Source organism: Lysobacter sp. Soil_C_15, assembly GCF_057657315.1.
This window is the reverse complement of record NZ_JBDGIR010000005.1, coordinates 168,823-184,031: the sequence shown is the minus strand read 5'-3', so window position 1 is coordinate 184,031 and position 15,209 is coordinate 168,823. Positions and strand designations below refer to the sequence as shown.

Annotated in this window: 11 protein-coding genes; 4 read left to right on the top strand and 7 right to left on the bottom strand. The window is 70.4% G+C overall.

Annotation, left to right across the window (positions count from 1 at the left end; genetic code table 11):
- The first annotated feature begins 31 nt into the window (after positions 1–31).
- Positions 32–1,318, top strand: coding sequence for a CynX/NimT family MFS transporter (locus tag AC3A57_RS13615; RefSeq protein ID WP_487579396.1), 1,287 nt, complete (start codon positions 32–34; stop codon positions 1,316–1,318).
- A 208-nt stretch (positions 1,319–1,526) separates the two neighbouring features.
- Positions 1,527–3,140, top strand: coding sequence for an N-acetylmuramoyl-L-alanine amidase (locus AC3A57_RS13610; protein WP_487579395.1), 1,614 nt, complete (start codon positions 1,527–1,529; stop codon positions 3,138–3,140).
- Positions 3,141–3,476: 336 nt separating this feature from the next.
- On the opposite strand, the gene AC3A57_RS13605 is transcribed toward AC3A57_RS13610, so the two are convergent.
- Both AC3A57_RS13605 and AC3A57_RS13600 read right to left on the bottom strand, forming a co-directional pair.
- Positions 3,477–4,019: a DUF6630 family protein gene (locus AC3A57_RS13605; RefSeq protein ID WP_487579394.1), complete on the bottom strand. Its 543-nt coding sequence runs from the start codon at positions 4,017–4,019 to the stop codon at positions 3,477–3,479.
- 224 nt (positions 4,020–4,243) lie between these two features.
- Positions 4,244–4,453: a cold-shock protein gene (locus tag AC3A57_RS13600; RefSeq protein ID WP_064747037.1), complete on the bottom strand. Its 210-nt coding sequence runs from the start codon at positions 4,451–4,453 to the stop codon at positions 4,244–4,246.
- Positions 4,454–4,878: 425 nt separating this feature from the next.
- Between AC3A57_RS13600 and AC3A57_RS13595 the strand changes: the two genes are divergently transcribed.
- Positions 4,879–5,643, top strand: a complete 765-nt coding sequence (locus AC3A57_RS13595; RefSeq protein WP_487579393.1) for a hypothetical protein — start codon at positions 4,879–4,881, stop codon at positions 5,641–5,643.
- Between the two features lie 69 nt (positions 5,644–5,712).
- Here AC3A57_RS13595 and AC3A57_RS13590 read toward each other — a convergent pair whose 3' ends face one another.
- The 4 genes from AC3A57_RS13590 to AC3A57_RS13575 form a co-directional block, all read right to left on the bottom strand.
- Positions 5,713–6,627: a HEAT repeat domain-containing protein gene (locus AC3A57_RS13590; RefSeq protein WP_487579392.1), complete on the bottom strand. Its 915-nt coding sequence runs from the start codon at positions 6,625–6,627 to the stop codon at positions 5,713–5,715.
- A 144-nt stretch (positions 6,628–6,771) separates the two neighbouring features.
- Positions 6,772–7,539, bottom strand: a complete 768-nt coding sequence (locus AC3A57_RS13585) for a M23 family metallopeptidase (protein ID WP_487579391.1) — start codon at positions 7,537–7,539, stop codon at positions 6,772–6,774.
- Between the two features lie 56 nt (positions 7,540–7,595).
- Entirely contained in the window at positions 7,596–9,728 is a 2,133-nt protein-coding gene (locus AC3A57_RS13580) for a SpoIID/LytB domain-containing protein (protein ID WP_487579390.1), read from the bottom strand.
- A 132-nt stretch (positions 9,729–9,860) separates the two neighbouring features.
- Complete coding sequence (locus tag AC3A57_RS13575) at positions 9,861–11,780, bottom strand: N-acetylmuramoyl-L-alanine amidase (RefSeq protein ID WP_487579389.1); 1,920 nt, start codon at positions 11,778–11,780, stop codon at positions 9,861–9,863.
- A 340-nt stretch (positions 11,781–12,120) separates the two neighbouring features.
- On the opposite strand from AC3A57_RS13575, the gene AC3A57_RS13570 reads away from it, so the two are divergent.
- Entirely contained in the window at positions 12,121–14,247 is a 2,127-nt protein-coding gene (locus AC3A57_RS13570; RefSeq protein ID WP_487579388.1) for a hypothetical protein, read from the top strand.
- A 355-nt stretch (positions 14,248–14,602) separates the two neighbouring features.
- On the opposite strand, the gene AC3A57_RS13565 is transcribed toward AC3A57_RS13570, so the two are convergent.
- Positions 14,603–14,971: a hypothetical protein gene (locus AC3A57_RS13565; RefSeq protein ID WP_487579387.1), complete on the bottom strand. Its 369-nt coding sequence runs from the start codon at positions 14,969–14,971 to the stop codon at positions 14,603–14,605.
- Positions 14,972–15,209 lie beyond the last annotated feature (238 nt).

The window sequence follows — 15,209 nt, the reverse complement described above, 5'->3', positions numbered from 1 at the left end:
GACCTGCGCGCCCTGGCCTGTCCGATTCCGCATGAGCGCTCCCGCCGTTTCCGTCGCCGTTCCCGTCGCCCGCCCGTTGTGGCAGGACCGCGCCTGGGTGCTGGCCGGCATCGTCCTGTCGGCGTTCACCCTGCGCACCGCAGTGACCTCGCTGACGCCTTTGCTGCAGGCGCTGGGCCAGGAATTCGGTTTCGGCTCGACCATGACCGGCGTGTTCGGCATGGTGCCGACCGCGGCGTTCGCCGCCTTCGGCGTGGCCACGCCGGCGCTGGCGCACCGTATCGGCCTGGAGCGCGCGGCCTTGTTGGCGATGGCTATGGCCGCGGTCGGTCTGTTCGCGCGCGCCCTGGCCGGCGGCACCTGGCCCTTGCTCGCCGCCTCGGCGGTGGCGCTGGCCGGCATGGGCATCGGCAACGTGGTGTTGCCGCCGCTGGTGAAACGCTATTTCGCCGACCGTGTCGGCACGCTGAGCACCGCTTACATCACCGTGCTGCAGCTCGGCACCATCTTGCCGGCGTTGGCCGCGGTGCCGCTGGCGCAACAGGCCGGGTGGCGGGTGTCGCTGGGCTCGTGGTCGCTGGTCGCGGTGGCCGCGGCGCTGCCGTGGTTGGCGGTGTTGTGGATGGAGCGGCGCGGCAGTTCGGCGCAGGCGCGCGCACTGGCCGACACCCACGACCGCGCGGTGCGCGCCGGCGACGAGGCGCCGGAATTGCCCGCGCCGCCGGCACCGGCCGCGCGCGGTCGTGTGTGGCGCTCGCCGGTGGCCTGGGGCATGACGCTGATGTTCGGCATGACCTCGCTGATCACCTATTCGATGTTCACCTGGCTGCCCAAGCTGCTGACCGAAGCCGGCGGCAGCGCGGCGCTGGGCGGCAGCATGGTCGCGTTGTTCTCCACTCTCGGTCTGGTCGGCGCGCTGTGCATCCCGTCGCTGGCGGTGCGCATGGCCAATCCGTTTCCGCTGGTGGTCGGTTTCCTGCTGTGTTTCCTTGGCGGTTTCGCCGGCCTGCTGCTGGCGCCGATGCAGCTGACCTATCTGTGGGTGGCGCTGATCGGCCTGGGGCCCAGCACCTTCCCGCTGGCGCTGACCCTGATCAATCTGCGCACGCGCACGCCGGCCGGCTCGGCGGCGCTGTCGGGCTTCATGCAGGGCCTGGGCTACACCGTCAGCTGCCTGGGCCCGCTGCTGTTCGGCTGGCTGCACGATCTCAGCCACGGTTGGCGGTGGCCGTTCGCGATGCTGACCGCCTGCCTGCTGGTGCTGGGTTTCGGCGCCTACCTGGCGTGCAAGCCGCGCCTGCTCGAGGACAGCTGGTAAGAGCGCGACCTCACCCGTTCATCCAACCCATCGACGCGCAACCGCTCCTGCGCTGCGTCGGACTGGAAGCCAGGACACAGATTACAAATGCGCACGCGGTCGGTTTTCGGCAGCGTGTCACGTCGCCGCCGCGAGCGCGCACGACAATGATCGAACGGGATCCATACGCATCTTTCAACGGATACAGACTTCCGAAGGAGATCGTTCGATGCATCTGCACCATCTCGCCGCCGGCATCGGCGGCGCACTGTGTTTGGCCGTCGGCGCGGCCGGCGCCGCGCAGCGGCCCAGTCTCGACAGCCTGCGTTTCGAACTCGACCGCACTCAGGCCCTGGTGCTGGCGCAAGCCCGGCGCGCGGCTTATCCGGAGTACTTCCGCCGCGCCTATGCGCGCTATCCCAACCTGCCCGCCGGCGCGCTGGAAGCCATCGCCTACGCCGAAACCGGCTGGAACCACGTCCGGCCCGACGCCGTACAGGACGCGCACGAGCTGCACATGCCGCGCTCCTACGGGGTGATGGGCCTGTACCACGGCGGCGGTTTCGCCGACCAGGTGGGCGACGGCGCGCGCCTGATCGGGCGCACCGCGCAGCAGGTGATCGAGGATCCGCAGAGCAACATCCTCGCCGCTGCCGCCCTGCTCGACCGCGCCCTCGCCGCCAGCCAGGGCGGCGCGCGCAGCCGCGCCTTGGCGCGCAGCGAAGATCTCGCTCCGGCGCTGGCGCGGTACGCCGGCTACGGCGCCTCCGACAGCGGTCTGGCCGCCTACGCGCGGCAGAGCTTCGCTTACGGGGTGCTCGATACGCTGCAGCGCGGCGTCGACGCGCAGGGCGTGCGGATCGCGCCGCAACCGCTGCGGCTGGAGCGCGCGTTCGCGCCGGAGCAACTGCGCAAGCTGCGCGCGCCGGCGCTGCGCATCGATGCCGGCGACGGCAGCGTGCGGGTCGACGAGGCGTTCGCGCGCGAGCTGTCGGGAGAGGTTCGCGCCGCGCCGTCCGGCGACGTCTCGGTCAAGGCGGTCGACTTCGGCGAGGCGCTCTGGAACCCGGCCAGCCCGAGCAACTACAGCACCGCCGGCAACGCGATGAGCGCGGTGATCCTGCACACCATGGAAGGCTCCTACGCCGGCTCGATCGCCTGGTTCCAGAACCCCAGCGCGCAGGTGTCGGCGCATTACCTGATCCGCAAGTCGGACGGCCAGATCACCCAGATGGTGCGCGAACACCATCAGGCCTGGCACGCCAAGTACCACAACAACTACACGGTCGGCATCGAGCACGACGGCCGCGCCGCGGATGCGGCCAACTGGTCTAGCGCGATGCTCAACGCTTCGGCGCGTTTGACCAAGAGTCTGTGCGCGCGACGCGGCATCGACTGCCGCACGGCCTGGAACGGGCCCGGCTACGACACCTGGCATCTGGTCCCGGACAGCGTGCGGATCAAGGGCCACGGCATGCTGAGCCAGAACCAGAACCGCTACGACCCGGGCAAGTACTTCCCCTGGACCGGCTACTACACCCTGCTCAACGGCGGCGGCACGCCGACCCCGGGCAAGTACTGGGTCGACACCTTCGCCGACGCCACCGGCTACAAGTGGCCGTCGACGCTGACTCCGTTGGGCACGCTCTACAAGGGCACGAACTACGTGTACTGCAAGGCCTGGGGCCAGGAAGTGCGGGTCGGCGACAGCTACAACCACTACTGGCTGAAGACCGACCTCGACGTCGGCCCGGCCGGGGCCTGGGTGTCGGCGTATTACCTCAGCCGCTGGGGCAACGACGAAGCCCGCGACAACAGCGGGGCGGTGATTCCGGATTGCTGAACCGCTGAGGCGGCGGCTGGGATTTGGCTTGAAGCAAGAGCAAATCCCCCCTACCCCCCTTTTTCAAAGGGGGGAAAGGCTAAGTAATCCGTTCCGCCCGCAATGCTTGTCGTTCCCTGCACGAAGCGCTGCCGTTTCCTGCGCGTAAGGCTGCCGTTCCCTGCGCGTAGCGCCGCTGTTCCCTGCGCGTAGCGCCGCTGTTCCCCCCTTTGAAAAAGGGGGGCCAGGGGGGATTTGCTTTGGCTCGGCTTGCGTCGGGCGGCGGGTGCGCGGTCGCGGCTTATGACCGCAGGAAACCCCGCGGGACGCCGCTCCGGACCCGTGCGTGCGATGCGGTCAGAACGCGTCGCTGCCCGGGCGCAGGTCGATGCCGAGGGCGGCGCAGACCGCCTGCATGTTCTCGTCGTCGCGGCGCAGGGCGATCCAGCCGGCGTAGGCGTCGCCGCCGGTCTCGCGGTTCCACAGGGTATAGCCGTGCTCGCGCAGGCGGTCGTAGGCGCGGGCCATCAGTTCGGGCACGTCGGTGCCGGCGAGGAATTCCTCGTCGCCCGGGTCTTCCACGCCCCAGTCCACGCGCAGGTTCCAGCGCGCAGCCAATTGGGCGATCGCGTCGATGAAGGTCTCGGTGTCTTTCCAGTCGACGTAGTAGCCCGAGGTCCAGTCGACGATCTCCTGCACCAGGTCGGCGACGTCGCCGGCTTCGCCCTCCTCGCGCGCCTCGCGGAAGCGGCCGAACTGCTGCAGCGCGGTGTCCTCGTCGCCGGGGTTGATCAGCAGCAGCAACTGCCAGACCAGGGCTTCGTCGTCGAACTCGCGCTCGTCGTCGCCGAAATCGTAGCCTTCGTCTTCGTAATCGGATTCGTTGTCGGGTGCGCTCATGGCCGGATCGCGGGCGGGGTCGGAGTCGGGAAATCGCGCCGATGGTGCGCGTTGGGGCCCGGCTTGGGAAGCCGGTACGGCGCTGCGCCGCGCAACCGCCCGATTGCGAACGCCGCGCGGCCGTCGGCGCCGCGCCGGAAAACGAAAAAGCCCGGCTTGCGCCGGGCTTTCGCGGCCGCTGCGCCCGAAGGCGCGGCGGCGAGGTCAACGCAGAACCCTAAGGTTCAGAGCGCCTGCACCTGGTCGGCCTGCAGGCCCTTCTGGCCCTGGGTCACGACGAAGGAGACCTTCTGGCCTTCCTGCAGGCTCTTGAAACCGGTGCCCTGGATCGCGCGGAAGTGCACGAACACGTCATCGCCGCTCTCGCGGCTGATGAAGCCAAAGCCCTTGGCATCGTTGAACCACTTGACGGTACCGACTTCACGATCCGACATTTGCTAACTCCTCGAACATAACTTAACTATGGATATACCGCCGAGGCGGCGTTGAGCTGGTTGCAAGGAGGAAGCCAGGTGAAACGATGGAGTGGATCAGCGATCTACGGCATCGGGTCACGACCTACGGTGACCCTTGACGAACTCAGCACGCACACCGTAGTGGTGTCCAGGACGAAAATCAATTGGCCCCGGGCATCGATGTTCAGCCGTTTCGGCAATCTGAAGCCGGGTTCACAGTCCCCGAGGCCGGTCCCGGCACTCCTTGCGGCCCCGGCTGGAGCCAAGCCATCGCCCGTAGTTGCTTGATTTAGTTCGATTTCGTGCCGCAGGTCCAGGTATGGGCCGGGGATCGCCGGATTCGCTCAAGGTTTCCCAGCTGAACGACATTCATACTTCTTGGCATATTAGCCAGGGACGATCCGATGCCGTTGCATGAACTGGACACCCCCTTGTCGCCGCCGACCGCGGCCGACTTCGCCGCGGTCCGCGCCGGCGCCCCGACCCTGCCGGTCTCGCCGGAGCCGGATTTCGACGCGATCGAGGCCGCCGCGGCGCAGGGCGGCAGCTTCGCCGCCCTGGTCCGGCGCCTGTCGCCCTGCCATTGCGGCACCCTGTTCGGTGCCGCCCACCTGGCCCAGCGCCTGGCCCCGGCGCGCAGCGTGCGCAGCGCGGGCGCGACGCTCGACGGCCACAGTCCGCGTGCCCTGGTCGGCGATTTGGAAGTCGAGGGCGACCTGTCGGTCGGCGCGGCCCTGGTCGTGGCCGGCAACCTCAGTGTCCACGGCGTGCTGCGCGACGCCGGACCGGCCTCGCGCATCGTCGTGACCGGCCATGTGCGCGCCGGCCATATCGACAGCAGCGGCTGGATCCTGGCCGGCGGCGACGTCGGCGCGCGCGGCCTGATCCATGGCAAGCGCGGCCATGGCGAGCGCGACGCAGACCGGCGCGGCGAACCGGGCGAGGACACGCTCGAGGCGCTGGGCACGATCCGCGCCCGCGCGGTGATCGGCGACGAACACGGCTTCGAGGCCGGCGCCGGCTTCGACGTCGAGCACCGTCCGCTGCAAGCCGGCGCCCGCGGCGAACAGGTGTTCGACCGGCGCGACCGGCGTCATCTGGACCAGTTGCTGGCCTCGTTCGGCGAACACTGGGTGCATCGCTTTGTCGCGCCTACGGCGCGCAGCTAGGCACGCGCCTACGGCACGCATCCAGGCTCGCCCCGTCCGCGCACAGCCAGGCGCGTGCCAAGCTGCGGCTCAACCGCCCTCGCCGCTGTCGGCGTCGGCCTGGGCCTGGGCGCGGCGCCAGATGCCGTACTCGGCGCGGTTGAGCCGGAACTGCTGCAGGGCGAAGGTCGCCGCGCCGCGGTCGGCGGCGCTGGAGGCCGGGTCGGCGGCGATCGCCAACAAGGCTTCCTTGAGCCGATCGCTGCGGATGTGCGAGCCCTGGATGCCGGCGATGGCCTTGGCCCGCACTTCGGCGGAAGGATCCAGGATCGCGCGATGCAGCAGGTCCTCGGCCTGTTCGCCGTCGTCCCATTGCGCCAGTTGCAGCACCGCCTGCGCACGCAGCGCCGGATCGGGGTGGCGCGCCAGCGTCGCCAGTTCGGCGATCACCGGCGCGGCGTCCTCGCTGGCCATGGTCGCCGGGGTCAGCATCGCCACCAGTTCGCCCATGCGTTGCGGGTCGCCGCCCTGGCCGAGCTTGGCCAGCAGGGTTTCGCGCACTTCGGCGCGGTCCATCGGATAGGCGGCGAGCAGGGCCAGCCCGTCGCGTTCGTCTTCGGCGCGCGTACTCGCCGTCAGCGACAGGGCGAAACGCAGCACCTCCTCGCCGGATACGGCGTTGAGCAGGGCCAGCAGTTCGCCGCGCGCGACCGGCTCGGTCTGGTCGCGATAGCGCTGCATCAGGCCGCGCAGGAAGGCCGGGTCGGACGCGGCGCGGCGGCGCAGGGCTTCGAAACTGACTCGCTCGCTGCCGATCGAAACGTAGTCCGGCGGCGCCGCGGAGGCATCGTGCGCGGGTGCCGTCGCTCGCGACGCGGCAGAGGCGGCGGCGTCCGGCGCCGCAGGCGCGGCTGCGCCGTCGCGCCGGGCCACGTAGGCGCCGCCCAGCACGGCGCCGAGCGCGGCCGAGGCGAGTGCGATCGATACGACGGAGGCGGGTTTCATGGTGGTGCCGGGATTCGAAATCGGGACTGGCGAAGCTTAGCGGCACGAGGCGTTCGGCAAAAAAGAATACGCTGCGGCGTCGGGGGGACGCCGCAGCGCACGCCGGCCGGCGGAACGGCCGGCGAAAACGCAAAGCTCACCCGATCAGCACGGCGGCGCGACGCGGCCGTCCGAACCGGTGTAGGTGTAGGCATCGGGAATGAAGCGGCCGCTGCCGATGCGGTTCCAGATGTTGCTGGTGCCGTAGGTGCCGGTGACCGAGCTGCCGGTGGTCTGGCACTGGATGGTCACGCTGGCGCCGTCGGCGAGGCTGCCGACGATCGAGTACGAGGTGCCCGGGCCCGAGCGCACGTTGAGCGGGGTGCCGCTGGTGTTGACCTGGCCGGTGGCGCCGCCGCTGGTGCCGCAGGAGTTGCGGCTGGTGTAGCTGTTGGTGCCGTAGTAGAGGATCTGGCTGCCGTTGAACACGATCCGCTGCGCGCTGCCGTTGAGGCGTTCTTCGAAGTGCAGGTGGGCGCCGGTCGAGCCGCCGGTGTTGCCGACGGTGCCGATCTGGCGGCCCATCGCCACGTTCTGGCCGACCGAGACCGAGAACGCGTTGAGGTGGGCGTACAGCGTGGTCCAGCCGCCGCCGTGGTCGACCACCACGTACTTGCCGTAGCTGGTGTCGCCGAGGTTGCGCACGACCGTGACCGTGCCGGCGGCGGCGGCGACCACCGGATCGCCTTCGTCGTTGGTGCGGTTGAAGTCGACCGAGTTGACCGGGTTGTGGTTGGTGCGGGTCTGGCCCGACCAGACTTGGCCGCAGGGGAACGGCATCTGGAAGTTCGGCGCGGCCTGCGCCGCGGTGCCGAACAGGGCGGCGAAGGCGAACAGCGCGGCGGCGGTTCGGGTACGGAAGGAACAAGGCATGGCGGATGCTCCAGGATGAGGTCGCGCCGTTGCCGACGGCGCGACGCGGGGGGAAATCAATGGACGACCTGCACGTCGTCCAGGTAGAGGTTCACGTCGTAGCTGGTCTGTTCGCGCAGGAACCAGACCGCGTCCAGGCGCACGCCGGCGGCGTCGATGCTGCCGTTGCTGGCGCCGGCCCAGGCGTTCCACTGCGCCGGGTCGTCCAGCGCCCACTCCAGCCAGGTCCATTGCCCGGTCGGGATCGCGCGCGCGACCGCGCGCTCGGTGCCGTCGCTGTCGTCGATGCTCAGCGAGGCGGTCACGCCGCTGGCGCCGGTGTACACCCAGAAGCCGACCCGGCCGCGCGCGGTCACCAGTTCCAGGTTGTTGGCCGGAGTGCCGCCGCCGGACAACAGCCGCACCGCCCAGGCCGCGCTCACCGCCGGGTCGTCCTTCAGCAGCACGCGCAGCGAGCAGTTGCCGTTCTTGCGCGTGCCGCAGTCCTGCTGGGCCAGCGAGGCGGTGGAGATACCGACCGTGCTGCCGGACAGGGTCGGCGCGCTGGCGAAGCGGCCAACCCCGCTTTCGAAGCCGTCCATCACCACCGCGCCGCCGCCGGCGTCGCCGTCGTTGGCGAGGAAGGCGTTGCGCATGCCGCCGGGCTGGTTGTTGCCGTTGAAGTAGTGATTGGCGATCCAGCGCCAGTCGCGGCCGTGGTTGGCGGCCCAGCGCTGGGTGCCCCACTGGCTCATGCCGCGGCCGTGGCCGAAGCAGCCGCGGTTGCGCCCGACTTCGTCGCTGAGGCAGGGCCAGTTGTTGCGCGGCGAACCGTTGCGGCCGTTGCCGCAGCTGAGGTCGTTGTTGACGCAGGACAGGCCGTCGGAAGGATCGTCCCAGGCGTTGTTCTCGGCCGAGTACTCGCTGAAGGCGGCGCTGCGGCCGTCGCGGGTCAGCAGCACGCCGCGGGTGGCCGCGGCCGCGGCGACGGTGGCCGAGACGCTGTCGGCGTTGAACGCCTGGCAGGAGGTGCTGGCGCAGATGTCGTAGCGGCTATTGACCGGATGGGCGACGTAGTAAGCCGCGTAGCTGCGATAGGCGACCGCGCCGGCGGCGAGCGAGTCGGCGTCCCAGGACGGGATCCATTCCTCGTCGAGGCCGCGGCCGACGTAGTCTTCGAACGCGTACACCGACACCCCGGTGCAGGAACGGCCGGAGCAATTGGTGCCGACGCGGATGCTGCTGGGCACCGGTACGCTCGCCGCCTGCGCCGCCAGTTGCCGGGCCAGCGCGCGCGATGCCGGCCGCGCGGGGTCCAGCGCGGCGTCGGCCTGGGCCGCGGCCTCGACGTCGATCCGGAGCCGATCGGCGGCCGACACCGGCCGCTGCCGGTCGACGCTTTCGCGCGCGCGCGCCTGCACGTGGCGGCGATCGACCACCGCCACGCCGGCCCCGGCGTCGAGATCGACGATCAGATGGCGGCTGTCGTTGAGCAGCGGCAGGCCGCTGAGGCGCTGGCTGCGGTAGCCGGCGCCGGCGACGCGCAATTCGATTTCCGCCGGCAAGGCTTCGCGATCGGCGGCCTGTGCCTGCGGCAGGCGCGCCTGCAGTTCGAAATAGCCGCTCGCGTCGGTCAGCGCCTGCTCGCCCTGGCTGCTGCGCACGCGCGCGCCGGCCACCGGCGCGCCGCTGGCGCGGTCGTAGACGTGGCCGCTGAACACCGCGCAATCGGCGCAGGCGGCGGCCTTCAAGGCCAGCAGGTCCAACGCCTCGGACGGGGTCGACGGCGACAGCCAGACCGTGGTCGGCAGGCTCGGTGCGGCGTCGACGTGCAGCGGCAGGCTCAGGGCCTCGTGGCCGGGCGCGGCGACCATCAAGCGGTAGTCGCCGGCGGAAAGGCTGGCGACCCGTCCGCCTCGCGTACCGGCGTTCAGTTCGAGCGCGCGCGCGCCGTCGCGCTCAAGGCGCAGTTGCGCGGCCAGAGCGCGGCCGGTGACCGCGTCGCGCACGCGGATGTCGAGCGGACGACGCAACGGCGCGACGTCGGCGGCGGGGCCGGATGCGGCGGCCGGCGCGGACGGTGGCGCGGACGGGCGGGTCAGCCAATGAGCGAAGACCGCGCCGGCCAGCAGCAAGGCCAGCGGCGCCGGCCAGGCCGGCACGCGCCGCGCGGACGCGTGCGGCCGGCCGCGATGCGGATGGTCGGACATGAATTCCCCTGTGCGCCGCAGGCGGCGCGTCGTGGACGGACGATGGGAAACGCAATGCGCGGCGCCAACCGCGCCAAGGCGACCGGGCGCGCGCAGGCCGGGTGCGGGAAGCCGGCCTGCGCGACGCGCCGATCAGTACTTGACCTGGACGTCGTCCAGATAGACGTTGACGTCGTACGCGGTCTGGTCGCGGTAGAACCACACCGCGTCCAGCTTCACCGTCGCGGCGGTGATCGCACCGTCGGCGCCGCCGACCCAGGCGTCCCATTGCGCGGCGTCGTCCAGGCGCCACTCCAGGTACGTCCAGGCGTTGGCCGGAATCGCGCGGCTGACCGAACGCTCGGTGCCGTCGCTGTCGTCGACGCCGAGCGCCGCGCTCAGGCCGGTGGCGCCGGTGTAGACCCAGAACCCGACCTTGCCGTTGCTGCGGTTGAGCGCGGCGTTGCTGGCCGGCGTGCCGCTGGCCGAGAGCAGGCGCACCGCCCAATCCGACGCGGTCGCGGTATCGTCCTTCAACAGCACCCGCAGCGAGCACTCGCCGTTCTTGCGCGTGGTGCAGTTGCGCTCGGCCAGCGAGGCCGAGGAAATGCCGGTGGTGCTGCCCGAGTACGCCGGCGCGGTGTCGAAGTGGCCGACCGAGCTTTCGAAGCTGTCGATCACGGCGCCGGTGCCGCTGCCGGGGTTGAGCAGGTTGTAGTAGCGCGCCCAGTCCCAGTTGATGCCGGGGTCGGTGTGGGTCTGGCTGCTGTAGTGCTGGTGGCCCTTCACCTTGACGCTGGTCGGCAGCACGTTGATGCCGCTGCCGGCCGGGCCCTTGTAGGCGCTGGCGCAGCTGATCGCGCTGTAGCGGGCGCAGAAGTGCCGGGTCAGCGCGGCCGAGGCGTTGTACATCGCCGCGGTGTACCAGCTGGCGTTGTTGACGAAGCCTTCGTGCTCGATGCCCAGGGTGGTCTTGTTGTGCACGCCGACGTGATGGGCGGCGCGGCTCTCGCGCACCATCTGGGTGATCTGGCCGTCGGAACTGCGGATCAGGTAATGCGCGCTGACGCTGTAGGGGTTGTTCTGGAACCAGGAGATGCTGCCGGCGTAATAGCCCTGCATGGTGTGGATGGTGACCGAGTCGTACGAGGTGCGGTCGGAGTGGTAGGGCGAAGCCACCCACAGCGCCGGGCCGTAGTCGGTGCTCTTGGTGTCGAAGTCGGCCGCCGCCGGCGCGGTCAGGGTTTCGCTGCGCGGATCGATCGCGTAGCCGGGCGTGGCCGCGCCGACCGCCTCGACCCTGTCGTTGGCCACGTCCAGGCGCACGAACGGCGCGCGCAGCTGGACCAGCTTGCGCGCGTCGAAGGCGCGCTCCCAGGCGACCGCGCGCGCCGGCACGACGATGCCGCGGTCGTTGACGCCCTTGTCCTGCGCCAGCAGCACGTCGAAGGCGAAGCTGGAGCGGGCATGGTCCTGGATCGCGCTCTTGGCCGCAGCGCCGCCGCGGGCGAAGCCGGCGTAGCGTTCCAGCGCGGCGCGGGTGGCTTCGACCGGCGCGTCGGCGCGCAGGCCGTCGGCGCGCAGTTCGCGATCGAGCAGGGCCGCGGCGGCGAGGATGTTGCTCGCCGGATCGCGCTGCACGCGCGCGGCCGGCACGCCGAGCAGGCGCGCGCCCTCGCCGATCTGGTCGGCGAAGCCTTCGCCGCGGTACAGGCCCATCACGCCGTAGGACTGCGGCATGTGCTGGTGCTGCTCGCCGTAGCCGGCGGTCTGCGGCTGCAGGTGCTGCCAGCGGCTCATCACGTAGGCCACCGATTCCAGGGTGCCGCGCGGAATCGAGGGATAGCGCGCGTAGGCCTGGCGGAAGTAGTTCGCGTACAGGGCGCGGTCGACCCGGGCCAAGGATTCCTCGACCTGCAGGCGCTGGGCCAGGGCGCGGTCTTCGGCCGCGGCCTGCGGCCTCGACTGGGCCAGCGCCGGCGCGGCGACGATCAGGGCGGCCAAGGCCAGGCTCAGGCCGGAGTGGAACGGGCGCCGCGCGACCACGGAACGGCTGCCGGAATATTCGTTCATGATATTTATCCCCAAGAGAATTAAAAATTCCCGCGCCGCCCTTGTACTGCATTTGCCTGACCGGCAAGTGCTGCGCGATGGGTCGTGAGGTAGCAATGTCGCGTTCCGCGACTGCGATCACTCGTGAATTGAGCGCGCCGGCGGAAGGCTGCAAAACGCCGGCCGCCCCGGCCGTATGGACGCGATGCAGCGCCGCAGGCGCGCCGCGGGGAAATGCGCGAAAGCGCGAGCGCGACGGGTCGAGCACCTGGGGTAACCCCTAATGTTGCCGATTTGTGACATTGGATAGCGTGTCGCGGTTTAGGCACATCCGTTGCCGTAGCGACTTGGGGAGAAAGGCATGAGTGGAGGAATCGGCGGCGTCAGCTGGCAGACGTTCAATCGTCTGCCGCCGGAGGATCAGCAGGCGATCCGCGACTCGGTCGCGCGCCAGGAGGCCGTGCAGAGCGAGCCCGCGGCGCCGGCCAGCGCGCCCGGCGCCGAGACGCCGCCGGCGCTGAAGCCGGCCGAGGCGAAGACGCCGGAACAGGCGGTGGCCGCGATCAACGGCCTGCCCCTGCCCAAGACCGACGACCTCAACGGCATGCCGTCGCCGGTCTATCAGTCGGTCTACCAGCCGCGGGTGACCCAGTTCACCACCACCCGGCGCGAGGAAGCGCAGGCCGCGCTGGACCGCTTCGAGCCGAAGTGGGAGGACTACCGCGACAGCGGCCTCAACGGCGCCACCGCGAGCTACGAATACGGCCAGGCGCGCGACGCGTTCAACGACAATCCCTACGTCAAGGAGCTCAAGCGCATCGTCGGCGAGGCCACCGACAAGCCGACCGAAGTGCCGGCGTACCTGCGCAACGATCCTTCGACCAAGACCAACCCCGAAGCGGTCACCAACCTGCCGATCGACACCGCGCGCGACGCGCTCAAGACCTTCGGCGTGGAGCTTCCGGCCAACCCGACCCCGCAACAGATCGCGGCCGGTTACGAACTGCTCGGCGCGATGCCGCAGGACCTGGTCGCCTATGCGATCAATCCCGGCACCCAGGTCACCTACAACGCGCCGCTCGCCGGCATCGGCACGCCCTCCTTCATACCGGTGCGCGCCGAAGCGGGCTTCAGCTTCGAGGGCAAGGTCGAACTGTCCGACGTGCAGACCGGCGTCGACTTCCAGCAGACCCAGCAGTTCAAGACCTCGGTGCAGTTGCAGAGCGAGGCCGGCGTCGACGTCGGCAAGACGCCGCTGAACAAGCTCTACCAGGCCGCGACCCTGCTGCGCCAGGTCTCGCCGGAGGCCAAGGAGCTGATCGAAGGCTCGCCGCTGCTGAAGAACGTGGTCAAGGGGCTGCCGATCTCCGGTCACTACACCGAGTTCGAAGGCAGCCGCCTGAGCTACGAAGCGACGGTGACCACGCAACAGGGGACCAAGCTCGCCAACGGCGACATGAGCGGCATGCCCAACCCGCTGGATCCGCTCGGCATGCCCACCGGCACCTCGGTGCTGATGCGCGGCCAGGACCTGCAGGGCTCGGACTTCGCGATCAACTACAAGGCCTTCACCCTGGCCGGCAACCACACCGAGCTCGACGGCGCCGGCTTCGGCGTGCGCAAGCTCGAAGGTTCGGTGGTCGAGGTCTATGCCGGCCCGATCCAGACCGTGGAGAACGCGACCTTCTTCGGCCTCGGCCGCGCCGGCACCGCGGCGATCGGGCTCAGCGTCGACACCAGCATGGAAAACCGCTCGCTGAGCACCGCGCGCATCGACTTGGCCACGCCGGAAGGCCAGCAGGCTTACCAGAACTTCATGAACGGCGGCCGCGTGCCGGACTGGAACCCGCCCGGCGTGCAGCGTTCGGGCACCAGCGAAGTGCTCAACGCCGAACACGCCACCCGCCTGGGCATCGACCTGGGCCCGCTGTCGTGGCAGACCGGCGGCAACAGCCAGCTGACCATCACCCGCAACGTCTGGCAGGACGGCACGATCGATCAGCAGAACACCTACACCTCGGCCGACGGCATGACCAGCGACGTGCAGTTCCAGGTCGGCAGCGACGGCAAACCGATCGACAGCAAGACCGAGTGGAAGATCGTGCTGAGCGATTTCAATCCGATCCTGACCTCCTACCTCAACGCCGCCTACAAGCCCGACCAGGTCAACAAGGACTTCGACGGCGAGCAGCACGTGCAACTGGAGTTCACCAGCGCGCAGTTGATGGAGCTGCGCGACCGCAGCCGCGCCCACGTCGGCTCGGTCGGCGGCCAGGAGCACCTGGCCGACCTGGATTCGGGCCGGGTCACGCCGTGGAACACCAACGTCGCCGAGCATCTAGCCGTGGCCAAGACTCCGGACGAAGTGTTCGCGGTGCTGAGCAACGATTTCCACACCAGCCAGATCCCCGAGGACCTGCTGGCGATGGTGTTCGAGCAGGGCAACCGCGCGGTGCCGGGCACGATCAAGCTGCGCGACGCCGGTTGAGCCTGGCCATCGCACCTCGCTGAGGTGCCGCCGGCGACACGCGACGAGGCCCGGCCACGCCGGGCCTCGTCGCATTCGGGGCAGGCGGCCTGTGCGCGGCGTCCGCGCCGAGCAGCCGGCGCGCTTCGAATTCGACCGGCGGTCCGCGATGGAAAGAGTCGAAGCACCGGCCATCGGCCATGGCGCTTGCCGCGAACCCGCAAGCCGTTTCGAATCCGCCGGTCATGGCCTGCGTTACAAGGCATCGACGTCCCGACGGTCGGTCATGGCGCTTGCCGCCCCCCCACGCCGTCATGCCCGCGCAGGCGGGCATCCAGAGGCTTCAGCGTCGCGTCGCGATCGAGCCGCGCGCCGGCTAGCGCGCGCGCCGCGCCTTGCGCGCATGCCGGCTCAGGATCGTCCAACGCGGGCGCCGCCAGCGTTGCCGTGTCGCCGCAGGCGCAGCGCGTCCGCCGTCGCGGCCGAGCGCGATCCGCACCGCCGCGCAGGCGATGCCCGCGCACAGCAGCGACACCAGCGCCTGCGCGCCGACCTCCAGGGCGAAGCGCGCCGGCTGCTCGGCGAACACGAACGAGGCCCGGCGCAGGCGCACCACGCCGGTCAGCGCGGTGACGAGCAGATTGGCCATGCCCCACAGCGCGGTGCTGCCGCAGATCAACGCCAACAACGCCGCGAATACCCGCGCACCGGCGCCGATCGGCCCGTGGCGGGCCGCCTGCGCCACGCCCGCCGCCTCCGGCGACGCGTCATGACGGACCGGACGAGCCGGCGCAACGAGGGCGACAGTGGAAGGCCGGGCGGAAGACGACGAGCGCCGGTCGCTCCCCGGCGGCGTGCGGCGCTGCATGCCTGGCTCGCGAATGGGGGCCGGCAGTGTCGGCCAAGCCCGCGCCCGGTCCAAGCCCCGAGCGCACGGTTTCGCGAACCCGGCCACATTGCATCGCGATCGATGCGCCGAAACG

Coding starts and splice junctions, on each gene's coding strand:
- AC3A57_RS13570 (WP_487579388.1), top strand. CDS start 12,121: ATGAGTGGAGGAATCGGCGGCGTCAGCTGGCAGACGTTCAATCGTCTG.
- AC3A57_RS13575 (WP_487579389.1), bottom strand. CDS start 11,780: ATGAACGAATATTCCGGCAGCCGTTCCGTGGTCGCGCGGCGCCCGTTC.
- AC3A57_RS13615 (WP_487579396.1), top strand. CDS start 32: ATGAGCGCTCCCGCCGTTTCCGTCGCCGTTCCCGTCGCCCGCCCGTTG.
- AC3A57_RS13585 (WP_487579391.1), bottom strand. CDS start 7,539: ATGCCTTGTTCCTTCCGTACCCGAACCGCCGCCGCGCTGTTCGCCTTC.
- AC3A57_RS13605 (WP_487579394.1), bottom strand. CDS start 4,019: ATGAGCGCACCCGACAACGAATCCGATTACGAAGACGAAGGCTACGAT.
- AC3A57_RS13580 (WP_487579390.1), bottom strand. CDS start 9,728: ATGTCCGACCATCCGCATCGCGGCCGGCCGCACGCGTCCGCGCGGCGC.
- AC3A57_RS13600 (WP_064747037.1), bottom strand. CDS start 4,453: ATGTCGGATCGTGAAGTCGGTACCGTCAAGTGGTTCAACGATGCCAAG.
- AC3A57_RS13595 (WP_487579393.1), top strand. CDS start 4,879: ATGCCGTTGCATGAACTGGACACCCCCTTGTCGCCGCCGACCGCGGCC.
- AC3A57_RS13610 (WP_487579395.1), top strand. CDS start 1,527: ATGCATCTGCACCATCTCGCCGCCGGCATCGGCGGCGCACTGTGTTTG.
- AC3A57_RS13590 (WP_487579392.1), bottom strand. CDS start 6,627: ATGAAACCCGCCTCCGTCGTATCGATCGCACTCGCCTCGGCCGCGCTC.